22 protein-coding genes, 1 tRNA gene and 1 riboswitch are annotated in these 22,417 nt (G+C 68.9%); of the genes, 16 read left to right on the top strand and 7 right to left on the bottom strand.

Translation table 11 applies throughout. The features are described from left to right. Window positions 1–46: 46 nt before the first annotated feature. From EV653_RS10570 to EV653_RS10510, 13 genes are all read left to right on the top strand, one after another. On the top strand, window positions 47–256 hold the full coding sequence (locus tag EV653_RS10570) for a ubiquitin-like protein Pup (protein ID WP_134100845.1): 210 nt from the start codon (window positions 47–49) through the stop codon (window positions 254–256). Between the two features lie 8 nt (window positions 257–264). Continuing rightward, window positions 265–1,107 (top strand): proteasome subunit beta, encoded by an 843-nt coding sequence (gene prcB / locus EV653_RS10565; RefSeq protein WP_134100842.1) that lies wholly within the window; start codon window positions 265–267, stop codon window positions 1,105–1,107. 37 nt (window positions 1,108–1,144) lie between these two features. Then, the gene (gene prcA / locus EV653_RS10560) at window positions 1,145–1,996 is read left to right on the top strand and encodes a proteasome subunit alpha (RefSeq protein WP_134100839.1); all 852 of its coding nucleotides are present in this window, start codon (window positions 1,145–1,147) and stop codon (window positions 1,994–1,996) included. A gap of 80 nt (window positions 1,997–2,076) precedes the next feature. Beyond that, window positions 2,077–2,637: an NUDIX hydrolase gene (locus EV653_RS10555; RefSeq protein WP_134100836.1), complete on the top strand. Its 561-nt coding sequence runs from the start codon at window positions 2,077–2,079 to the stop codon at window positions 2,635–2,637. Window positions 2,638–2,658: 21 nt separating this feature from the next. Continuing rightward, window positions 2,659–3,081 carry a nitroreductase family deazaflavin-dependent oxidoreductase gene (locus tag EV653_RS10550; protein WP_134100833.1) on the top strand — a complete coding sequence of 141 codons (423 nt, stop codon included), beginning with the start codon at window positions 2,659–2,661 and terminating at the stop codon, window positions 3,079–3,081. A gap of 32 nt (window positions 3,082–3,113) precedes the next feature. Beyond that, entirely contained in the window at window positions 3,114–4,871 is a 1,758-nt protein-coding gene (locus tag EV653_RS10545) for a beta-N-acetylglucosaminidase domain-containing protein (protein ID WP_238159669.1), read from the top strand. Further along, window positions 4,871–4,956: riboswitch (ZMP/ZTP riboswitch) on the top strand. It overlaps the preceding gene by 1 nt. A gap of 19 nt (window positions 4,957–4,975) precedes the next feature. Beyond that, window positions 4,976–5,827: a bifunctional 5,10-methylenetetrahydrofolate dehydrogenase/5,10-methenyltetrahydrofolate cyclohydrolase gene (locus EV653_RS10540; protein ID WP_134100826.1), complete on the top strand. Its 852-nt coding sequence runs from the start codon at window positions 4,976–4,978 to the stop codon at window positions 5,825–5,827. A 121-nt stretch (window positions 5,828–5,948) separates the two neighbouring features. Next, window positions 5,949–6,317, top strand: a complete 369-nt coding sequence (gene aroH / locus EV653_RS10535) for a chorismate mutase (RefSeq protein WP_134100823.1) — start codon at window positions 5,949–5,951, stop codon at window positions 6,315–6,317. Then, window positions 6,314–7,378, top strand: a complete 1,065-nt coding sequence (locus EV653_RS10530; protein ID WP_134100820.1) for a prephenate dehydrogenase — start codon at window positions 6,314–6,316, stop codon at window positions 7,376–7,378. The genes aroH and EV653_RS10530 overlap by 4 nt, the downstream gene beginning before the upstream one ends. 32 nt (window positions 7,379–7,410) lie before the next feature. Continuing rightward, window positions 7,411–8,085, top strand: a complete 675-nt coding sequence (gene cmk, locus EV653_RS10525) for a (d)CMP kinase (protein WP_134100817.1) — start codon at window positions 7,411–7,413, stop codon at window positions 8,083–8,085. Next, window positions 8,082–8,810, top strand: a complete 729-nt coding sequence (locus EV653_RS10520; RefSeq protein ID WP_134100814.1) for a lysophospholipid acyltransferase family protein — start codon at window positions 8,082–8,084, stop codon at window positions 8,808–8,810. Before cmk ends, EV653_RS10520 begins: the two co-directional genes overlap by 4 nt. Next, window positions 8,803–10,170 (top strand): ribosome biogenesis GTPase Der, encoded by a 1,368-nt coding sequence (gene der / locus EV653_RS10515; protein WP_134100811.1) that lies wholly within the window; start codon window positions 8,803–8,805, stop codon window positions 10,168–10,170. Before EV653_RS10520 ends, der begins: the two co-directional genes overlap by 8 nt. A gap of 68 nt (window positions 10,171–10,238) precedes the next feature. Further along, window positions 10,239–10,312 (top strand) — tRNA-Pro (locus EV653_RS10510). A 53-nt stretch (window positions 10,313–10,365) separates the two neighbouring features. Here EV653_RS10510 and EV653_RS10505 read toward each other — a convergent pair. Further along, a complete protein-coding gene (locus EV653_RS10505) occupies window positions 10,366–12,540 on the bottom strand; it encodes an MMPL family transporter (RefSeq protein ID WP_134100808.1) in 2,175 nt (724 codons plus the stop codon). Between the two features lie 80 nt (window positions 12,541–12,620). Beyond that, window positions 12,621–13,169, bottom strand: a complete 549-nt coding sequence (locus EV653_RS10500; protein ID WP_134100805.1) for a TetR/AcrR family transcriptional regulator — start codon at window positions 13,167–13,169, stop codon at window positions 12,621–12,623. A 119-nt stretch (window positions 13,170–13,288) separates the two neighbouring features. On the opposite strand from EV653_RS10500, the gene EV653_RS10495 reads away from it, so the two are divergent. Then, entirely contained in the window at window positions 13,289–14,233 is a 945-nt protein-coding gene (locus EV653_RS10495) for a S1C family serine protease (RefSeq protein WP_238159668.1), read from the top strand. Here the strand turns inward: EV653_RS10495 and EV653_RS10490 are convergent. Both EV653_RS10490 and EV653_RS10485 read right to left on the bottom strand, forming a co-directional pair. Continuing rightward, window positions 14,220–14,756: a GNAT family N-acetyltransferase gene (locus EV653_RS10490; protein WP_166679336.1), complete on the bottom strand. Its 537-nt coding sequence runs from the start codon at window positions 14,754–14,756 to the stop codon at window positions 14,220–14,222. The two genes, EV653_RS10495 and EV653_RS10490, sit on opposite strands and share 14 nt — an antisense overlap. Continuing rightward, entirely contained in the window at window positions 14,753–15,412 is a 660-nt protein-coding gene (locus EV653_RS10485) for an MBL fold metallo-hydrolase (protein ID WP_134100797.1), read from the bottom strand. Before EV653_RS10485 ends, EV653_RS10490 begins: the two co-directional genes overlap by 4 nt. Before the next feature lie 215 nt (window positions 15,413–15,627). On the opposite strand from EV653_RS10485, the gene uvrA reads away from it, so the two are divergent. Further along, on the top strand, window positions 15,628–18,660 hold the full coding sequence (gene uvrA / locus EV653_RS10480; protein ID WP_134100794.1) for an excinuclease ABC subunit UvrA: 3,033 nt from the start codon (window positions 15,628–15,630) through the stop codon (window positions 18,658–18,660). A 12-nt stretch (window positions 18,661–18,672) separates the two neighbouring features. Here uvrA and EV653_RS10475 read toward each other — a convergent pair whose 3' ends face one another. Further along, window positions 18,673–19,569: a hypothetical protein gene (locus tag EV653_RS10475; RefSeq protein ID WP_134100791.1), complete on the bottom strand. Its 897-nt coding sequence runs from the start codon at window positions 19,567–19,569 to the stop codon at window positions 18,673–18,675. A 215-nt stretch (window positions 19,570–19,784) separates the two neighbouring features. Here EV653_RS10475 and EV653_RS10470 point away from each other — a divergent pair, with 215 nt between their 5' ends. Beyond that, a complete protein-coding gene (locus EV653_RS10470) occupies window positions 19,785–20,357 on the top strand; it encodes a Rieske (2Fe-2S) protein (RefSeq protein WP_238159667.1) in 573 nt (190 codons plus the stop codon). 218 nt (window positions 20,358–20,575) lie between these two features. Here EV653_RS10470 and EV653_RS10465 read toward each other — a convergent pair whose 3' ends face one another. Next, entirely contained in the window at window positions 20,576–21,796 is a 1,221-nt protein-coding gene (locus EV653_RS10465; RefSeq protein ID WP_134100788.1) for a S8 family peptidase, read from the bottom strand. A 149-nt stretch (window positions 21,797–21,945) separates the two neighbouring features. Further along, window positions 21,946–22,401 (bottom strand): DUF6194 family protein, encoded by a 456-nt coding sequence (locus tag EV653_RS10460; protein WP_134100786.1) that lies wholly within the window; start codon window positions 22,399–22,401, stop codon window positions 21,946–21,948. Between the last annotated feature and the right edge of the window lie 16 nt (window positions 22,402–22,417).

The following is a 22,417-nucleotide window of genomic DNA, read 5'->3' as shown; positions in this document are numbered from 1 at the left end:
TCGGTTGGGCGTCCGACGCAGTCGGCGGTTCTAGGAGGTGTGTGTCATGGCGAAAGACGGTGGACAGCAGCACAAGCAGTCCAAGCGTTCGTCGACCGAGGAAGAGGTCGAGCAGGTCGAGGCGTCCGAGGACGTCCAGGAGCGCAAAGAGCGACTCGACGAGGACGTCGACTCGATCCTGGACGAGATCGACGAGGTGCTCGAGGAGAACGCCGAGGAGTTCGTCCGCGGATTCGTGCAAAAGGGTGGGGAGTGAACCGCTCGATGACTTCTGATGCCTCCGGCCGGTTGCCGGAAGCCTTCCTGACCCCAGGTGGCTCGTCGTTCATGGACTTCCTGGCCGGGCATGCGCCCGACCTGTTGCCGGGACGACGGGCCCTGGGGTCGGGCGACCTGTCCAGCGAAGTCCCGCACGGTACGACGATCGTGGCGGCCACCTTCCCCGGTGGCGTGATCATGGCCGGCGACCGGCGGGCCACGATGGGCAACATCATCGCCCAGCGTGACATCGAGAAGGTGTTCCCGGCCGACGAGTACTCGGCGGTCGCGTTCGCCGGCTCGGCCGGCTTCGGGATCGAGATGGTCCGGTTGTTCCAGGTCGAGCTGGAGCACTACGAGAAGCTCGAGGGCGCGACACTGAGCCTCGACGGCAAGGCCAACCGGCTCAGCGCGCTGATCCGCGGCAACCTGCCGATGGCGATGCAGGGCCTGACCGTGGTGCCGCTGTTCGCGGGGTACGACCACGACATCAACGCCGGCCGGATCTTCTCCTACGACCCGACCGGCGGTCGGTACGAGGAGACCCACTTCTACAGCGTCGGCTCGGGCTCGTTGTTCGCCCGCGGCGCGCTCAAGAAGCTGTACCGCGAGGACCTGTCCGAGACCGACTGCGTGACGGTGATGATCCAGTCGCTGATCGACGCGGCCGACGACGACTCGGCGACCGGCGGCCCGGACATGCTCCGGCGCATCTTCCCGGTGGTCGGCGTGGTCACCGCGGACGGTTACCGGCGGCTGCCGGAGGACGAGGTGGCGGCGCTCGTCGACGCGGCCTGGAGCCAACGGCACCGGCGTCCCGACGGCCCGGCCGCGACGTCCCTGACCTGATCCCCGCCTTTCGACTGATAAGAGGACGACACCTTCGATGAGCGTTCCGTTCTACGTCTCGCCCGAGCAGCTGATGCGGGACCGGGCCGACTTCGCCCGGAAAGGCATCGCCAAGGGCCGCAGCGCGATCGCGCTGCAATATGCCGACGGCATCCTGTTCGTGGCCGAGAACCGCTCGCCCGCGCTGCACAAGGTGGCCGAGATCTACGACCGGATGGCGTTCGCCGCCGTCGGCCGGTACAACGAGTTCGAGAACCTGCGGATCGCCGGCGTGCGGCTGGCCGACATGCGCGGGTACTCCTACGACCGGCGTGACGTCACCGGCCGGGCGCTGGCCAACGCGTACGCGCAGACGCTCGGCGCGATCTTCTCCTCCGGCGGCGAGAAGCCGCTCGAGGTCGAGATCCTGGTCGCCGAGATCGGCGCGGCCCCGGCCGACGACCAGGTCTACCGGCTCACGTACGACGGCTCGATCGCCGACGTGCAGGGGTACGCCGTGATGGGCGGCCCGGCCGACCAGGTCGCGGACTACATCGGCGAGCACTACTCCGAGGGCATCTCGCTCGCGGGTGCGCTCCGGCTCGCGGTCGATGCTCTCGGCCACGACGGCACCGAGGTCCGGCAGCTGACCCCGGACCAGCTCGAGGTCGCGGTGCTCGACCGGACCCGGACCCAGGTGCGCAAGTTCAAGCGGATCTCCGAGGAGACGCTGGCCCGCATCCTGTCCGAGTCCCGCCCCGCCGAGGAGGCCACTGAGCCGGCCGACGCGGGCGAGAAGACGGACACGGCGGAGACCGGCGCGTCGGACGGCGACACACCGGTCGCCCCGCCGGCGGATGATGCACCGATCGCTCCGCCGGAAGATCCCGACGACAACCGTCCCCTGTGACGGACCAGCACGAGACCTCAGCCGTCACCGACAACGTGGCGGCTGAGCCGTCTCACGGGCCGTCTCAAGGGTCGTCTCGGGTGTCGTCTCGGCCCGCCGATCCCGCTCCGTGGGAGTTGCTCGGCGAGGAGCCAGGCTTCCAGCGTTTCCTCACCGTCCGGCTGCGGCGCTACCGGATGCCCGACGGCCGCGAGGTCGAGTGGGACGTCTTCGGGCCGGAGGCCGGCATCACGTCCGGGATCACCGTCCTGCCGCTGACCCCGGAGGGCCGGATCGTCACGATCCGGATGTTCCGCGCCGGCCCCGACAGCGTGGTCACGAACCTCCCGGGCGGTCTGGTCGAGCCCGAAGAGGACGTGGCCGTTGCCGGCGCGCGGGAGCTCGAGGAAGAGACCGGCTACACCTGCGAGACGCTCGACGTCGTCGGCTGGCAGTGGTCCGGCGCCTCGTCGACGTTCCGCAAGTACGTCGCGATCGCGCGCGGCTGCCGCCCGGACGGCAAGCAGCAGCTGGACGAGGCCGAGGACTGCGTGCCGGTCGAGCTGTCCGTGGACGCGTTCCGTGCCGAGCTGCGCACGCCGGGTGCGATGACCGGAATTGATGCGGCCTATCTCGCGTTGGACCACGCAGGCTTGCTCTAGAAAATCTGCGGAGGAATCGATATGAGCGACTGGAACGCGAACGTCATCACCCAGTTCCGGGAGAACGAAGGCAAGGTCGGCGGCAACTTCGAGGGTGCGCCCATGGTGCTTCTGCATCACGTCGGCCGTCGGAGCGGGCAGGAGTTCATCGCCCCGACGATGTACCTGGCCGACGAGACCGACCCGAGTGTCATCTACGTGTTCGCCAGCAAGGGCGGCGCGCCGACGAACCCGGACTGGTACCGCAACCTGGTCGCCGCCGGTGAGGGCGTCGTCGAGGTCGGCACCGAGACGTACAAGGTGTCCGTCGAGGACGTGACCGGCGCCGAGCGCGACCGGATCTACGCCGAGCAGGCGAAACGCTACCCGGGCTTCGCGGAGTACGAGGTCCGTGCGGCCGGCATCCGCACGATCCCGGTCCTCAAGCTGACCCGGGTGTCTTGACGGGCGGGTCCGCGCGCTGAGTGGATAGGGGCGTGACCCCTGAAGCTCAACAGACCAGCACCCGTCCGGACGGGTTCGACCTCGGTGCCACGGTCGGCCTGGTGCACGGGCCGACCACCGATCCCGATGCCGAACGGATCGTCCGGGACACGCTGACCCGGGCCGGCGTGAACACGATCGTCGACGGCGAGGCCGCGGTGACGGTCCACCTCGGCGGCACTGGCCTCGGCGTCGAACCGGCCACCGGCCTGCCGGCCGAGGGGTACGTCGTTGCCGTCGGCGACCACCGCATCGTCCTCGACGGCGTTGACACCCGCGGCACGTACTACGCCGCGCTGACCCTGGACCAGCTTGTCCAGGGCAACGATGTCGGCCATATGGATGGCGTCGAGATCCGCGACTGGCCGACGCTGGCGTACCGCGGCTCGATCGAGGGCTTCTACGGCACGCCGTGGTCGCACGCGGACCGCCTCGACCACCTGGACTATCTCGGCGCGCACAAGATGAACACGTACCAGTACGCGCCGAAGGACGACGTGTACCACCGCGAGCAGTGGCGCGACCCGTACCCGGCCGACAAGCTGGCCGAACTCGGCGAGCTGATCGAGCGGGCTCGGCGGAACAAGGTCGATTTCACCTTCGCGCTCTCGCCCGGGCTGTCGATCGCCTACACCTCCGACGAGGACTTCCAGGCGCTGATCGCGAAGTTCGAGGCGCTGTACGCGCTGGGCGTCAGGGTGTTCAACGTGCCGCTCGACGACATCGAGTACGAGAAGTGGCACTCCGACGAGGACGCCACGAAGTACGGCACGGGTGGCGGCGCGGCCGGGGCCGCGCAGGCCGACCTGTGCAACCGCGTCCAGCGGGAGTGGATCGCGACCAAGCCGGACGTCGCTCCGCTGCAGATGGTCCCGACCGAGTACTACGACCTCGAAGAGACGCCGTACAAGCAGGCGCTGCGGGAGCAGCTCGATCCGGCCGTGATCGTGCACTGGACCGGTACTGCGGTCGTTCCGGAGCGGATCACGAGCGAACAAGCGGCCGCGGCGAAAGCGGTGTTCGGGCACGACATCCTGATCTGGGACGACTACCCGGTCAACGACTACGCGCACGGCCGGATCCTGCTCGCGGCGTACACGGGCCGCGAACCCGGACTCGCGGAGCACGTCGTCGGTGTGATCTCGAACCCGATGAACCAGGCCGCGGTCAGCAAGCTCGCCCTGTACTCGTTCGCCGAGTTCGGCTGGAAGCCCGCGACGTACGACGCCGACGCGTCCTGGCACCGTGCGATCGCCGAGCGTGCCGGGGGAGACGCGGCGACAATCGCGGCGCTGGAGGTGTTCGCGGACCTGACGACGTACGACGGGAAGCTGCATCTCATCAACGCGCCGGTGCTGGCGTCGAAGATCGCGGCCTTCAAGGCGACCTGGGACGACGGCGATCTGGCCGGCGCGATCGCTGACCTCGAGCCATACCTGGAAGCGATCGAGAACGCGTCCGCGCAGATCCGCAGCGGTGTCGTCGACCCGGAGTTCGAGGCCGAGACCGACTCCTGGCTGGACGCCTCGTTCTACTGGGGCGGCGCGCTGCGGCAGGCGCTGCGCGTGTTCGAGGCACAGGCGCAGGGCAACGCCTCGGACGTCGCGACCGCCCGCGACGAGATCGAACACCTGATCACGCAGGCCAATGAGATCCGCGACGTCCGCCTCCCGCACAGCAAGGTCCCGCTCCGGATCGGCGACGGGGTGGCCGACGCATTCGTAGCCCAGGCGACCGGGTCGGTATCCTGAGGGCGGACCGCGACTGGCGCTGAGGTGGACGACCACCGGGGAACGGTCTGCCATCCGGCTTTCGCCGCGCGCCTGGGCACCCTTTGACGAGGAGGAGTGCGCAGATGACTGCCGAGCTGATGATCGGGACCGACCTGGCCGCCGAGATGGTGGCCAAGGCGGCGGAGCGTGCCGCTGCGCTGCAGGAGCAGTACGGCGTGCAGCCGTGCCTGGCGACCGTGCTGGTGGGTGACGATCCGGCGTCCGCGACGTACGTGCGGATGAAGCAGAACCGGTCGAAGAAGGCTGGGATCGCCTCCCGGAGCGTCGTCCTGCCGGCCGCGACGACGACCGACGAGCTGGTCGCGGAGATCCGGAAGCTGTCCGATGACCCGGAGGTGCACGGGATCCTGCTGCAGCACCCGGTGCCGGCGCAGATCGACGAGCGGGCCGCGTTCGAGGCGATCGACCCGGCCAAGGATGTCGACGGCGTGACGATGCTGTCGTTCGCGGCGATGGCCCTCAACGACGCGAGTGAACCTGGTTTCCACTCAGCGACGCCCGGCGGGATCATGCGGCTGCTCGCGGCGTACGACGTACCGCTCGAAGGCGCGCACGCGGTCGTGATCGGCCGCAGCCCGATCCTCGGCAAGCCGGCCGGGATGTTGCTGCTGGCATCGAACGCGACGGTGACCTACGCGCACTCGCGGACCCGGGACCTGCCCGAGCTGGTCCGGACCGCGGACGTGGTGATCGCCGCGGTCGGCAAGGCGAACTTCGTCCGCGGCGACTGGCTGAAGCCGGGCGCGGTCGTGGTCGACGCCGGCTACAACGAGGGCAACGTCGGCGACGTGCACTTCGAGGAGGCGGCCGAGGTGGCCCGCCTGATCACGCCGGTCCCGGGCGGCGTCGGGCCGATGACGATCGCGCTCCTGCTCGAGCAGACGGTCGATGCCGCCGCGGCCCAGCTGGGTTGACGGCCGCACCCGTTCGCGCCGTGCACGATCCGAGACGGCTGTCCACTCCTTGACTACTCTGGCCTAGGGTTGGGGGAGACGAACCGGAGACCAACCGGTAACGAAGTATGGAGGCGAGCACGTGGCGGTACGCGCGATCCGGGGTGCCACCCAGCTGGACGTGGACGAGCGCGAGCACCTGCTCGAGCGGTCCGCGGAGCTGGTGAAGGCGGTCCTGGAGGCGAACGATCTGGAGAACGAGGATCTGATCAGCATCCTGTTCACCGTCACGTCGGACCTGCGTTCGGAGTTCCCGGCCGTCGCGGGGCGGCAGATCGGGCTGACCGACGTACCGCTGATGTGCATGCAGGAGATCCCGGTCCCGCACGCGCTGCCCCGCGTGGTCCGCCTGATGGTGCACACCGAGACCTCACGCTCCCGCGACAAGATCCAGCACGTCTACCTCCACGGCGCCGTGGCCCTCCGCCCAGACCTGACCGGCGCCCAGTGACCGAATTGCGGGGTCCTGTTCGCATCGTCGGCACCGGATTGATCGGTACGTCGATCGGCCTGGCGCTGGCCCGACTGGGTGTCGTCGTGGAGCTCGTAGACGGGAACCCGGACAACGCGCTGATGGCCGAGCGGATCGGTGCCGGCTCCCGCCTGGTCCAGATCGAGCCGCAGTTGGTCGTGGTCGCCGTACCGCCGGACCATGTCGGCGCGGTGGTGGCCGAGCAACTCCAGCAGACCGACGCGGTGGTGACGGATGCGGCCAGCGTGAAGTCCAAGCCGCTCGCCGACGCCCGCCGGCTGACCGGCGACCTCAGCCGGTACGTCGGCAGCCACCCGATGGCCGGCTCCGAGCGGAACGGTCCGCTCGCCGGACGTGCCGACCTGTTCGACGGCGCCACCTGGGCGATCACGCCGCACGAGACGAGTTCTCCGGACGCGGTCGACCTGGTACGCCGGCTTGCCGAGGCGGCCGGCGCCCGTACCGTCGAGATGTCCGTCGAGGACCACGACCTCGGCGTCGCTCGCGTGTCGCACCTGCCGCACCTGATGTCCGCGCTGGCTGCCGGGACGCTGGCCGACGCACCGTCGTCCCACCTCGAGCTGTCCGGTCAGGGAGTCCGCGACGTCACCCGGATCGCGGCCGGCGACCCCACGCTCTGGACCCAGATCGTGTCCGCGAACTCGGGCGCGCTGACCGGCCTGCTGGAGCAGATCCGCGGCGAGCTCGACCGCCTCCTCGTTGCCCTAGGCAAGGAAGAGGCCGGCGACGAGCTGACCGCGATCCTCGGCCAGGGCGTCTCCGGCGCGGTCCGGGTCCCCGGCAAGCACGGTACGCCACACATCGACCTGGTCACGGTCCTGGTGACGATCCCCGACCGGCCCGGTCAGCTGGCCAAGTTGTTCGCCGACGCGGCCGAGTCCGGCGCCAACGTCGAGGACCTCCGCATCGACCACAGCCCCGGCCGCCCGGTCGGTGAGGTCGAGCTCGCCGTCAAACCCGCCTCGGTCGACCAACTTGTCGATGTGCTGACCGACCGTGGTTGGGTGGTCCACCGGTAATTCTGTCCCCCTGCGAAGGTAATCTTCGGGGCATGATCATCGCTGTGGACGGCCCGAGCGGCTCCGGTAAGTCGAGCACCGCCCGCGGAGTGGCCACCCGGCTCGGACTGCGGTTCCTCGACACCGGGGCGATGTACCGCGCGGTGACCTGGTCGGCGGTCGAGCACGGGCTGGATCTGGACGATACCGCCGCGGTCGCGCAGCGGGCCCGGGACCTGCGCCTGGAGATCAGCACCGACCCCGGCCACCAGTTCGTGATCGCCGACGGCACCGACGTCACGGCCGCGATCCGGGAGCCGCGGATCAGCGAGGTGGTCTCGAAGATCGCCACCAACCTCGAGGTGCGCAAGGAGCTGATCCGGCGGCAGCGGGCCGTCATCGACAACGCGCAACCGTCCGGCGGGATCGTGGTCGAGGGCCGCGACATCGCCACCGTGGTCGCGACCGATGCCGAGCTGAAGGTGCTGCTGACCGCCGACCAGGAGGCCCGGATGGCGCGCCGCGGCGCCGAGGTCGGCTCGTTGACCGCTGAGCAGCTGCGGGACCAGATCATCCGGCGCGACGCCGACGACTCGACCGTGTCGGAGTTCCAAGTCGCCTCCGACGGCGCTGTCACGATCGACTCGACGTACATGACCCTCGAGGAGGTCATCGACGCGATCAGCCGACTGGCAAAGGAGAGTGTCCCTCAAGGCCAGGATCGATGACGGCGGAAGTTACCGGGCACAAGGATCTGCCCCGCACAGATGATCTGCCGCCGTTGCCGTACCGGATGGCGCTGCCGATGCGGAAACTCGCGCGGCCGTACTTCCGGCGCAAGTACAACCTGACCATCCACCATGAGGACCGGTTCCCGCTGACCGGTCCGCTGCTGATGACGCCGAACCACCTGAGTCTGCTGGACGCGCCACTGCTCGGCGCGATCGCGCCGCGGATGCTGCACCAGCTGGGCAAGATCGAGGTCTTCGGCGGTCTCCAGGGCGCGCTCCTGCGCCGGATCGGCCAGATCCCGGTCGACAGGTCGTCGTACGACATGCTCGCCGTCCGGCGGTCGATCCAGGTGCTGCGGGACGGGCGGGTGCTGAACATCTACCCGGAGGGCACCCGCGGACCGGGCGATTTCAGCCGGATCCGGATCGGCGTGGCGTACCTGGCGATGGTCACCGGGGCCCCGATCCTCCCCGTGGCGCTGATGGGGACACGCCTGCCGTTGGGTAGCGTGGAGGGTCATCCACCGGCCGGGAGCCGGGTCGACGTCGTGTATGGCGAACCGTTCGCCGTCGACCGCGTACCCTTTCCTAGGAGACATTCCGACGTACAGGCGGTTGCCGACCACATCGGCGACGTGCTGCGCGCCCATGTGAAGGCGGCCGTCGAAGAAACCGGCCATCCTCTTCCGGGCTGGCGAGACGAGAAGGACCCTGATGACTGACCTGCCCACCGAAGTACCGACGCACGACCGTGAGGACACGGGCCCGCTCCCGGTGCTCGCGATCGTCGGGCGGCCGAACGTGGGCAAGTCCACGCTGGTCAACCGCATCATCGGCCGCCGCGAGGCGGTCGTCGAGGACACCCCGGGCGTGACCCGGGACCGCGTGTCGTACGACGCCAACTGGGCCGGCCGGGAGTTCACGGTCGTCGACACCGGCGGCTGGGACCCGGACGCGGTCGGCATGGCCGCCCTGGTCGCGGCCCAGGCGGAGGTCGCGATCAACGCGGCCGATGCGGTCCTGTTCGTGGTCGACGCCGTGGTCGGCATCACCGACGCCGACGAAGCGGTCGTCCGCGTACTGCGGAAGTCCGGCAAGCCCGTCGTACTCGCCGCGAACAAGGTCGACGACCAGCGCGTCGAGTCCGAGGCGATGAACCTGTGGAGCCTCGGCATCGGCGAGCCGTTCCCGGTCTCCGCGATGCACGGCCGCGGCACGGGCGACATGCTGGACGCGGTGCTCGCTGCGCTGCCCGAGGCCCCACCCGAGCGCGACGGCGAGCTCAGCGGACCGCGGCGCGTCGCGATCGTCGGGAAGCCGAACGTCGGCAAGTCCTCCCTGCTGAACAAGGTCGCCAAGGAGGACCGGGTCGTCGTCAGCGACGTCGCCGGGACCACGGTCGACCCGGTGGACGAGCTGATCACGCTCGGCGGCAAGGAGTGGCGGTTCATCGACACCGCCGGCATCCGGCGCAAGGTGAAGAACTCCCAGGGCCACGAGTACTACGCCTCCCTGCGGACCAACGCGGCGATCGAGCGGGCCGAGGTGGTCGTGGTCGTCATCGACGCCTCCCAGTCGATCACCGAGCAGGACCTGCGGATCATGAACGCGGTCGAGGAAGCCGGCAAGGCGCTCGTGATCGCGTACAACAAGTGGGACCTGATGGACGAGGAGCGGCGCTACTACCTGGAGCGCGAGATCGACCGCGACCTCGTGCAGTTCCGCTGGGCGCCGCGGGTGAACATCAGCGCGCTCACCGGCTGGCACATGGAGAAGCTGGTGCCCGCGATCGAGGCCGCGCTGGAGGGCTGGCAGACCCGGGTCCCGACCGGTCAGCTGAACGCGTTCCTGGGCCGGATGGTTGCCGCCCATCCGCACCCGGTCCGCTCCGGCAAGCAGCCGAAGATCCTGTTCGGGACCCAGGCCACGACCATGCCGCCGACCTTCGCGATCTTCACCTCAGGCCAGATCGAGGCGTCGTACCAGCGCTTCATCGAGCGCCGCCTGCGCGAGGACTTCGGTTTCGTCGGCAGCCCGGTGCACGTCCAGATCCGGGCCCGCCAGAAGAACAAGAAGCGCTGAGGTGCCCTGGTCAGGACCAGGGCACCGAATGCTGTAAGGTAAAGCCCGCTCACCTCAACGGCGAGCAACGGGCTGTGGCGCAGTTTGGTAGCGCACCGGTCTGGGGGACCGGGGGTCGCAGGTTCAAGTCCTGTCAGCCCGACACGCGAAGAGGGGCACCGACATCGTCGGTGCCCCTCTCGGCGTCTCTGTTGTTCAGTGGACCTCTGCGAGTTCCTTCTCCTCCGGTTTATCGGGGACGTTCAGTGACTCGCCCTCGATGTCGACCTTCGGGGTGATCCGGTCGAGCCACTTCGGGAACCACCAGGCGCGGTCGCCGAGCAGGCTGAGGATCGCCGGGACCAGCGTCATCCGGACCACGAACGCGTCGATCAGGACGCCGATCGTGAGGCCGAAGCCGATCGCCTTGATGATCGGGTCCTCGACCAGGATGAAGCCGGCGAAGACCGACGCCATGATCAGGGCGGCGGCGGTGACGACGCGGGCGCCGTGGCCGAGGCCCTGGATGGTCGCGTCGTTCGCGTGCCGGCCGTGGACGAACTCCTCGCGGACGCGGGAGACGATGAACACCTCGTAGTCCATCGCGAGCCCGAACAGGATGCCCATCATGATGATCGGCAGGAAGCTCACCAGCGGACCGGGGGAGTCGATCCCGACCAGCTTCGCCAGGTGCCCCTGCTGGAACACCGCGACCGTGATCCCGAACGTCGCCCCGATCGTCAGCACGAACCCGAGCGTCGCCTTCAACGGCACCAGCACCGACCGGAACGCCAGCAGCAACAGCAGGAACGACAACCCGATCACCACGAACAGGTACGTCGGCAACGCGTCGGAGAGCTTGTTCGACACGTCGATCCCGACCGCGGTGTTCCCGGTCACGGAGATGCTCGCGTCGCCGGCGGCGAGCGGCTTCACCGCGGAGCGCAGGTTCTTGACCAGGTCGGAGGTCTCCTCGCTGGCCGGTCCGCTCTTCGGGATCACCTGCAGCAGCCGCGTCGTACCGTCCTGACTTGCTGCGGCCGGCTGTGCGGCGACGACGTCGGGCAGACCCTGTGTCTTGCCCAGCACCTGCTGTGCCAGCGCGTTCGAGGTTGCCGGGTCGTTGCTCTGCACAACGACTACCAGCGGTCCGTTCGCGCCCGGTCCGAAGGCGGCGGCGGTCAGGTCGTACGCGACCCGCTGGTTGGTGCCGGCCGCCGCCGACGCGCCGTCCGGCAGCGCGAGCTGCATGTCCTTCACCGGGAGCGCCAGGAACCCGAGCCCGATGATGCCGACAGCAACGATCGGCACCCGCAGCCGGGTCACCAACCGGCCCCAGCGGAAACCGAACCCCTCCTTGTGCGCAGCCGCGGTCGGCGCCTTCCGCATCTTCCGCGGCAGCACCCGGTTCCCGACGAAGCCGAGCAACGCCGGCAGCAACGTCAAAGCGACCAGTACGGCGGTCAGCACCGTCGCGGCAGCGGCAAGACCCATCGCGGTAAGGAACGGCACCCCGACCACCGACAAGCCGGCCAACGCGATGACCACCGTCGCGCCGGCGAACAACACCGCCGATCCCGCCGTCGCGGTCGCCCGCGCGACCGACTCCTCCGGATCCATCCCTTCACCCAGTTGCGAGCGGTGTCGCGAGCTGATGAACAACGAGTAGTCGATCCCCACAGCAAGCCCGAGCATCAACGCCAGGATCGGCGCCGTCGACGACACATCGGTGAACGCGGTCACGATGAACAGGCCGGCCATTCCGGCCAGTACACCGAGCAGCGCCGTCACCAACGTCATGCCGGCGGCGACGAGCGACCCGAACGTGACGACCAGTACGACGGCAGCCACCGCGACACCGATCACCTCGGTCGCACCGATCTCCGGAACACCAGCCTTGATCTGCCCGCCCGGGACGACCTTGAGATCACCCGAACTCAGTCCGCTCAGACCGTCGTACCCGTCGACGCTCTCGTGTGACAGCTCATCGGCAGGTTTGTCGAACTGGACGCTGATCAGTCCCGTCGTACCGTCCGGGCTGATCGCCTTGCTGGTGAACGGGTCGACCGCACCGATCACCTCGGGCACCTTGGCGACCTTGGCAACCGTCGCGCCGACCGCCGCCTTCACGGTCGGGTCGGCGAGCGTCTTGCCCTCGGGCGCCTTCACCACGACCGTGGACGACGCACCGCTCGCGGCCGGCAACTCCTGCTTGAGGGCATCGAGCGCCCGCTGCGACTCGGTGCCCGGGATCGAGAACGTGTTCGCGGTCTTGCCGCCCAGCGTCAGCGCACCGACGCCCAGCAGAACGAGGAACAACGCCCATACGGCGGCGACGAGCCGCCTGCGCTGGTAGGAGAACCGGCCGAGCCGGTACAGCAGATTGGCCATCGGGAAGTGCATCCGTTCGGGTCGGTACGGCGTACGGGCAGAGGTGATCGTCCGCGCGGTGGCGGAGGGCGGGTCAGGGCTCAGGCGCGGCGGAGCAGTCTCCGCAGGGCGATGTCGCAGAGTCTTCGGAGGTCGTCGTCGGTGCGCTCCCCGGAATGCCGGCACTCGCCGAGCAGACCGTTGATGGCGAACTTGGCGAGGTCCCGTTCGAGCGGGTCGTCGGACCCGGCCATGTAGTCGGTCAGTCGCATGCCGTCGGCGACCAGCTGCCCGAACTCGGGCATCTGCTCGATCACCGCCAGGATGTCCTGGAGCACGTCGACCACCCCGCGGTGCTCGACGGCGAGATCGATGAAGCGCTGGATCGCGAGCTCCTGCGCCTCGGCGCGAGGCAGTTGGGCAGCGGCCTTGACCAGCTCGGCGACGTCGGCCGCGGCGGGCTCGAGGACGGCCGCGAGCACGGCCGGCTTGCCGCTGAAGTGGTACAGCACCGTCGCCTTCGAGCAGCCGGCCGCCGTCGCGATGTCCTGCAGTGACGTCGCGTTGTAGCCGCCGGCCTGGAACAGGTTCATCGCCTGCCGGACGATCTCGTGCCTGGTCCGCTCCCGGGCCGGGGTGGTGACTGCCATGTCAGCATCTTGACTGACCGATCGGCCAGTTTTCAACCGATCGGTCAGTATTGTGGCCCGGTTCACCTGCTGGTCCGAGTTTGCTTGCGGTGTAATCCTGTAATTCAGGAGGCATGGCCATGACTGACGAGATCGCTGGGGACGACGTACTGGATGCCTACTCCCGGGTGGTCTCGGGGGTGGCCGAACACCTGATCCCGCGGGTCGCGAGCCTGCGGATCCACAGCCGGCGCGGCGACTCGTCCGGCTCCGGCGTGGTGCTGACCGGCGACGGTCACCTGCTCACCAACGCGCACGTGGTCGGCGACGGATCCGAGGCTTCCGCGGAGTTCGCCGACGGGACGACGGCACAGGCCCGTGTCGTCGGAGTGGACCGGCTGTCCGATCTCGCTGTACTGCGGGCCGACCGCGACATCCCGGATCCGCCAGAGTACGGCGACGCGGATCACCTGAAGGTCGGGAACCTGGTGGTTGCCGTGGGTAACCCGCTCGGCCTGGCCGGGAGCGTGACAGCCGGTGTGGTCAGCGCGCTAGGCCGGTCGCTGCCGGTGCGGAGCGGTTCGGCGCAGCGGATCATCGAGGACGTCATCCAGACCGACGCCGCACTGAACCCAGGCAACTCCGGAGGAGCGCTGGCCGACGGCAACGGTCGCGTGATCGGCATCAACACCGCGGTCGCCGGGATCGGCCTCGGCCTGGCCGTCCCGATCAACCCGACGACGCGCCGGATCATCTACTCGCTCCTGCATGACGGCCGCGTACGCCGCGCGTACCTCGGCCTCGTGACCACGCCCGCGCCGCTCCGGCCGTCACTTGCGGAACGGTTCGACCAGCGGACAGCGCTCCGGGTCGTCGAGGTCATCCCGGCGAGCCCGGCCGCCGCCGCGGGCCTGCGCCAAGGAGACCTGGTGCTGGCGGTGGACGGCGTACCGCTCCGGGACGCTCAGTCGCTGCAGCGGCAACTGTTCGAGGACGCGATCGCCCGCCGCACGGAGATCACCGCGATCCGCAACAACGCCCTGGTCGACGTGATCGCCTACCCCGCCGAGCTCACCGACCGTTGAGGCCGGCCCGGAGGAGGACGCAGGTGCCGGGCTTCAGCGGGGCGCCCGGGAAGATGAAGTCGCGGGTGACCTCGGTGAACCCGAAGCTCTTGTTGAGGTCGAGGATCGCGGCGTTCGCCTGGTTGGCGAAGTAGTAGACGGCGTCGGCGCGCTCGGCGGTCCAGCGTAGGCGGTCGCGGGTCAGCAGCTCGCCGATGCCGTGGCGGCGCCAGGCGGGGGAGACGATCAGGCCGATCAGGTAGTACCCCGTCGGAGCGGTTGTCGGCGGGTCGTCGGGTTTGAGTTCGTGGTGGATCACGCCGCCGTACCCGACGACCTCATCGCCGACGACCGCGACGGCGATGTATTTGTCCGGGTCGGCGAGGTCGGCCACCAGCCGCTCGCGCCGCTCGGCCGCGGACCCGTGGGTCCGCGACACGATCAGCTCGGCACACGCGTCCAGGTCACGCAGTTCTCCCGGACGCACCTGGACGTCGACGGTCTGCCGGGCGACATCCGGCTCGTAGTCGGCGAATCCGGTCACCAGCCGCGCTCACGCCACTCGGCGAGGTGCGGCCGCTCGGCGCCGAGGGTGGTGTCGGAGCCGTGGCCGGGGTAGACCCAGGTCTCGTCGGGGAGCTCGTTGAACAGCTTGGTCTCGACGTCGTTGATCAGCGACGTGAAGCGCTCCGCGTCGCCCTGCGTGTTCCCCACGCCTCCCGGGAACAGCGAGTCGCCGGTGAACAGGTGCGGGGCGCCGTCCGGGTCGTCGTACACCAGGGCGATCGAGCCGGGGGTGTGGCCGACGAGGTGGATCACGCGCAGGCTGCACTGGCCGACGGCGATGTGGTCGCCGTCGTCGACGAGCTGGTCGGTCGGGACCGGGATGCCCTCGGCGTCGTACCGCCCGGCGACGGTGGTGGCGCCGGTCCGCGCGACGACCTCGGCCAGTGCATCCCAGTGGTCCTGGTGGCGGTGCGTGGTCACGACACGCGCGAGACCGCCGTCACCGATCAGCTGGAGCAGTGTGTCCGCGTCGTTCGCGGCGTCGATCAGGACCTGCTCGTCGGTCTGGCGGCACCGCAGCAGGTAGGCGTTGTTGTCCATCGGCCCGACGGCGACCTTGGTGATCATCAACTGGGCCAGCTCGTGTGTCTGGGCCGGTCCGCCGACCTTGACGTTCCCGTGGTACTCCGGCATGCGCCTCTCCCTGGATGTCGGGTGATCCTGTGCGACACCGCCGATCCTCGCACTGATCGCACCGGCTGCGCAGACCACCCTCGGCGATCGAATATACTTTCGAAGCACCCCGCGGAGAAAGCAGTGCGGCCGGCGGCGGAAGTTTTTGTCGGTGGGCCTCGTTAGCATGACGGGGCATGCCCCGGATACCCTCGAGAACGGCTGAGAGTGAGCTTGTGTCTGACCGTCTGATCGTGCGTGGAGCGCGTGAGCACAACCTGAAGGACGTCTCGGTCGACCTGCCGCGGGACGCCATGATCGTCTTCACCGGACTGTCCGGGTCCGGCAAGTCCAGCCTGGCCTTCGACACGATCTTCGCCGAGGGCCAGCGGCGCTACGTCGAGTCCCTCTCGGCGTATGCCCGCCAGTTCCTGGGGCAGATGGACAAACCGGACGTCGACTTCATCGAGGGGCTGTCGCCGGCCGTCTCGATCGACCAGAAGTCCACCTCGCGCAACCCGCGATCGACCGTCGGCACGATCACCGAGGTCTACGACTACCTCCGGCTGCTGTTCGCCCGGGCCGGGCGGCCGCACTGCCCGGAGTGTGGTGAGCCGATCGCGCGGCAGACGCCGCAGCAGATCGTCGACCGGGTGCTCGAGCTCGACGAGGGCACCCGGTTCCAGGTGCTCGCCCCGGTCGTCCGCGGCCGCAAGGGCGAGTATGTCGACCTGTTCCGGCAGCTGACCGGTCAAGGCTTCTCCCGGGCACGCGTCGACGGCGAGACGATCCAGCTCACCGATCCGCCGAAGCTCGACAAGCAGAAGAAGCACAACATCGACGTGATCGTCGACCGGCTCGCGGTGAAGGGTTCGGCCAAGCAGCGACTCACCGACTCGGTGGAGACCGCGCTCGGGCTGGCCAGCGGTCTGGTCGTGCTCGACTTCGTCGACCTCCCGGACGACGACCCGCACCGCGAGCGTCGCTTCTCCGAGAAGCTCGCCTGCCCGAACGATCACCCGCTGGCCATCGACGAGCTCGAGCCGCGGTCGTTCTCGTTCAACTCGCCGTACGGCGCCTGCCCGGTCTGCACCGGGCTCGGCACCCGGATGGAGGTCGACCCGGAGCTGCTGGTGCCGGATCCGTCCAAGTCTCTCGACGAGGGCGCGATTCAGCCGTGGGCCGGGCAGAACGTCTCGCAGTACTTCGAGCGTCTGCTCGACGCGCTGGCCAGGGACCTGAAGTTCAAGACCAGCACGCCGTTCGGCGAGCTGCCGGCGAAGGCGAAGAAGGCGCTGCTCACCGGTCACGACAAGCAGGTCCACGTCTCCTACCAGAACCGCTACGGCCGCGAGCGGTCGTACTACACCAGCTTCGAAGGCGTGATCCCGTATGTGGAGCGCCGGCACACGGAGGCGTCCAGCGACACCGGCCGCGAGCGCTTCGAGGAGTACATGCGCGAGGTGCCGTGCCTGGCCTGCAACGGCGCGCGGCTGAAGCCGATCTCGCTGGCGGTCACGCTCGGCGGGAAGAACATCGCGGAGATCAGCGCGATGTCGATCGACGAGGTGCACGACTTCCTCGTGCAGATGGAGCTGAGCCCGCGGGAGAAGCAGATCGCGGAGCGGGTGGTCAAGGAGATCGGCGAGCGGCTGCGGTTCCTGCTCGACGTCGGCCTGGACTACCTCGCGCTGAGCCGGCCGGCCGGTTCGCTGTCCGGTGGTGAGGCGCAGCGGATCCGGCTGGCGACCCAGATCGGTTCAGGTCTGGTCGGCGTGCTGTATGTGCTCGACGAGCCGTCGATCGGTCTGCACCAGCGGGACAACCGGCGGCTGATCGAGACGCTCGTCCGGCTCAAGGAGCTCGGCAACACGCTGATCGTCGTCGAGCACGACGAGGACACCATCGACCACGCCGACTGGGTCGTCGACATCGGCCCCGGCGCCGGTGAGCACGGCGGCCAGGTCGTCGTCTCCGGCACGGTCGAGGACCTGCGGAACCACCCGGACTCGATCACCGGTCAGTACGTGTCCGGTCGCCGGGAGATCCCGATCCCCGCCGTCCGGCGGCCGCTGACCGAGGGCCGTGAGCTGACGGTGTACGGCGCCCGGCAGAACAACCTGAAGGACATCGACGTCACGATCCCGCTCGGGGTGTTCGTCGCGGTCACGGGTGTGTCGGGGTCGGGCAAGTCGACGCTGGTCAACGACATCCTGTACACCTCGCTGGCGCGGCAGATCTACGGGGCTCGCACGGTTCCCGGCCGGCACACGAAGATCTCTGGGATGGAGCTGGTCGACAAGGTCATCCACGTCGACCAGTCGCCGATCGGGCGGACCCCGCGGTCGAACCCGGCGACCTACACCGGAGTGTGGGACCACATCCGCAAGCTGTTCGCGGAGACGCCGGAGGCGAAGGTCCGTGGGTACCAGCAGGGTCGCTTCTCGTTCAACGTCAAGGGCGGCCGGTGCGAGGCCTGCTCGGGTGACGGCACGCTGAAGATCGAGATGAACTTCCTTCCGGACGTGTATGTCCCGTGCGAGGTGTGCCACGGCGCGCGGTACAACCGCGAGACGCTCGAGGTGCACTACAAGGGCAAGACGGTCGCGGACGTGCTGGACATGCCGATCGAGGAGGCCTCGGAGTTCTTCGCGGCGATCCCGGCGATCTCGCGGCACCTGAAGACACTCGTCGAGGTCGGCCTGGGGTATGTGCGACTCGGCCAGCCGGCGCCGACGCTGTCCGGTGGTGAGGCGCAGCGGGTGAAGCTGGCGTCGGAGCTGCAGCGGCGTTCGACCGGCCGGACCGTGTATGTGCTCGACGAGCCGACGACCGGTCTGCACTTCGAGGACATCCGCAAGCTGCTGGGCGTGCTGAGCGGTCTGGTGGACAAGGGCAACTCGGTGCTGGTCATCGAGCACAACCTCGACGTCATCAAGACGGCCGACTGGCTGATCGACCTCGGTCCGGACGGCGGTCGCCGCGGCGGCACGCTGGTCGCGGAAGGTACGCCGGAGGAGGTCGCGGCGAACCCGGCGTCGTACACCGGGCAGTTCCTCGCCGAGATCCTCGAGGGTCGGGCGGCGAAGCCGAGCGCGAGGCAGCAGGCCGCGAAGGCAGCGCCGGTGAACTCAGGGCCGGTGAAGGCAGCGTCGGCGAAGAAGGCCGCCGCGAAGAAGACGGTGGCAAAGAAGGCTGTCGCCAAGAAAGCGGTGAAGAAGGCCGCGCCGGCCAAGAAGGCGGCGACCCGGAAGCGCGTCGCCGGCTGACCAGCCCTTTCGTCAGCGGCGGAACAGCTGCTGGACGAGGTGCCGGACCCAGGTACGGCGTGGCGACGGCAGGAGCGCCGCCGGCAGCATGACTGTCGGCGGCTCGGCCAACGTGACCGGCACCTGGACCATCCGGTCGCCCTGCAGCCAGAACACGTCCGGACTGCACTGGTCCGGCGCGTCGCGATAGGTGTCCGCGACGAACTTCGCCAGCCCGTCCGCCGCCTCCTGCCCGGCATCCGCGGCGCAGAAGGCGACCGTGCTCAACCGCGGTACGCCGAGTAGTACGCCCAGGCCGAGAGACGCCTGCGGCAGCAGATTCTCGCGATCGACGACCGCCATCGACACGAGCGGGTCGTCGTCCCGGCTGAGCACCGAGAACCCGTCGTGCTCGACCGGCCGCAGGTCGGAGATCTGCTCCAGCGTGAGCTGCACCGGCGACGGCACGGCCGGATCGCCGAGGCCGAGCATCGATCGCCGTACGACGGTCAGCCGCCGCAGCTCGGTACCGGTGCGGATGAACACCACGACCTCGAAGTGGTCCCCGAACGGGATCAGCGCGTCGGCCACCGGGCCGGCCGTGCGGGCGGACCACCCGCGTTGCACGAGCAGCGCCCGCTGCCGCTCCGCGACGTCGCCGAACCGGTGCTCCTCGGTGGCCAGCTCACCCTCGGCGACGACGGCGCGGAGCCAGGCCTCGATCTGCTCGGCCCAACGGTGCTGCGGGACCTGATTGCACCGATCGATGATCTCGCCCAGCCCGACGACCGCGGACATCTGCAGGGCGCCGCGGCCCCAGCCGACCTCGACCGTGCGCTCGGCGGTGTCGACGACGCAGCCCGGCATCCACATCGGTGCGAGGTCCGCGATCGCCCGAAGGACGGTCGAGTCGTTCGTCGTTCCTGTCATCCCATGGCCTTCCCCACGCCCAAAGTCTGTCAGGCACCCGGTCGACGCGAGCCCTCGCGGGGGGTGGCGGCCAGCAGATTCGCAGCGGGTTCACAGCAAACCTTCAAACTGCAGTTCAATCCTGAAGTCGTTGAACCGTTCGGGTCATCCGGTCGTTTGACCCGGTATATAGCGTTCAACTACTTCGACCAGCAGGCTCCTGGAGGTCCAGATTCATGAGCGATGACACGATGGCACCAGCCACCCCGCAGCAGACCGAGGCCGTGCCCAGCGCAGCGGCGGACGGTCGGCGCGACCGGAGGACGGTGCTCCGCTGCGCGGCCATGGCCGCGCTGGTGGGTGCCAGCGCCCCGATCCTCGCGGCCTGCGGCGGCAGCGACGACGCCTCCGGCGGTGGCGCCTCGACGCCGTCGGCCACCGGCTCGAGTTCCGCGCCCACAGCGAGCACTCCTAGCGCGTCATCGAGTGCACCGTCGTCGAGCGCTCCCGCCAGTGGCGGGACGGTCCTCGGCCCGGTGTCCGACGTACCGGTCGGCGGCGGGAAGGTGTTCACCGACGCCAAGGTCGTGGTGACCCAGCCGACCGCGGGTCAGTACAAGGGCTTCTCCGCGGTCTGCACGCACCAGGGCAACATCGTCGGCTCGGTCGAGGACGGACAGATCGTCTGCCCGTTCCACAACAGCCACTTCAAGATCACCGACGGCAGCGTGACCAGCGGTCCGGCGCAATCGCCGCTGCCCGCGGTGAACGTCGCCGTCCAGGGCAGCAACATCGTTCAGTCCGCCTGACCCTTTGCTGGGCCGGCCAGCCAATTTGATAGGTCCACCAGGCAACTTGATAGGTCCACCAGGCAAGTGGGGGGTTCCCCACCCGGAGTCAGGGTGGGGAACCCCCGACTTCGTGGGTCAACCCATGAAATGCGTCGAGCCGGGACATGGGTCTGGCCGGGAGGTGGGTCTAGCCGGGATGTGGGTCAAGCCGGGATGTGGGTCAAGCCGGGACGTGGTCAGGACTGGGCCGGGTCGGCCTTCCCGACGTACAGCAGCTTGTTCGGCGAGGCGTCGCCCGGGTCGCCGACCTTGTCCGGCGTCGAGTTGCCGACCAGCGCCTTCGCGACGTCGGCCGGTGTCGCGTCCGGGTGGTCGGCCAGGTAGAGCGCGATCCCGCCGGCGACATGCGGCGTCGCCATCGACGTACCGCTCATCTTCGCGGTCGCGTCCGGGTCGGTGATGCCGACCGAGGTGATGTCGACCCCCGGCGCGAACAGGTCGACGCACTTGCCGAAGTTCGAGAACGACGCCCGCTTGTCCTGGTCGTCGGTCGCGCCGACGGTGATCGCCGAGGGCTCCCGGGCCGGCGAGCTCAGGCAGACGTCCGCACTATCGTTGCCAGCAGCAACGGCATAGGTGATGCCGGCGCCGACCGAGGCTTTGACCGCCGCGTCCAGCGCGTCGTCCGCGCCACCGCCCAGGCTCATGTTCGCGACCGCGGGCTTCTTGGCGTTCTTGGTCACCCAGTCGATCCCGGCCACCACGGACTCGGTCGACCCGGATCCCTTACAGTCGAGAACCCGGACCGCGATCACCTTCGCACCCTTGGCCAGGCCGTACGTCGTGCCCGCGATCGTGCCCGCCACGTGGCTGCCGTGGCCCATGCAGTCGACGCCGTTCTGGCCGTCGCCGACGGTGTCGGTGCCGACCGACGCGCGGTCACCGAAGTCCTTGTGCTTGGCGTAGATGCCGGTGTCGATCACGTAGACGTTCACGTTGTCGGCGGTGGTCGAGGCCTCGTACTTCTTGTCCAGCGGCAGGTCGCGCTGGTCGGCCCGGTCCAGGCCCCACGGCGGGTTGTCCTGGCTGACGGTGATCTTCTGGTTCTGCTGCACGAACGCGACCCGCGAGTCACCGGCGAGCTTCTTCGCCTGGTCCTCACTCATACTCGCGGAGAAGCCCTTGATCGAGGCGTCGTACTGGTCCTTGACCTTGACGTCGTAGCTCGTCGCCAGACTCTGCGTGGTGACCCGGGTCTGGGCCTGCGACCGCTGGCCGTTCAGTACGACGATGTAGCTGCCGGGGATCGCGTTCGAACTGCCGGCGCCGCGGATCGTCACCGGCGCCTGCTGGGATGCGTTGCTGCCGGCCGCCGTCGCGACGATGCCGGTGACCGCGAGCGCTGAAGCCGCGACCGCACCGAGTAGTGCGCGTGGCATGCTCAGGGATGGGGACATGGGCGGAACTCCCTCGAGTCAGCGCAAGGCCTTGTTGCCTCACGCAAAGGTCCTGCACATCTACCCTGGGTCACACGCTAGAGACGTCGCTCATCCCAACCGGGGGTCAAACCGGGCTTATGGGCCAAGCCGCAACACGACTGCAAAGTTCACTGGGTTTGGCGGGATTGATGGTTGGCGTACTTACGGGCCGCGAACTCGTACGCCTCCTGCACCAACGGGACGAGCGGCGGCGCCTCAACCGGATTCACCACGGCAATCCAGTACTGCGCGGCGTAGAACGGGTGCGGCATCAGCGTGTTCCGTGCTGTGTAGTCATGCACCGAGTCGAGCACCCAGTCCGCGTCCCGCTCGGTCGGCACCGGACCGAAGAGTGAGGTGTACGTCGCCTTGGTGAGGCCGAGGTTCAGCCGCCAGGCGCCGGGCTCGTCCAGCCGGGACACCTTCTCGTAGTGGTCGCCGGTGACAATGGTGGCGAACGGCTGCTGTCGCTCCGGCGGGAGGTCGGCGGCCGGATCGTAGAGGTAGAAGAGGTCGTCCTGGGCCTCGAGCACCCGGACACCGTCGTACGCGCGGATCATCCGATCCAGGTCGTCAATCGTCATACCTTCAAGTCTGTCA

This window comes from Kribbella pratensis (assembly GCF_004365355.1).
In the GTDB taxonomy this organism is placed as follows: Bacteria; Actinomycetota; Actinomycetes; order Propionibacteriales; family Kribbellaceae; genus Kribbella.
The sequence above is the reverse complement of the archived record's forward strand: the minus strand, read 5'-3'. Positions and strand labels throughout refer to the sequence as shown.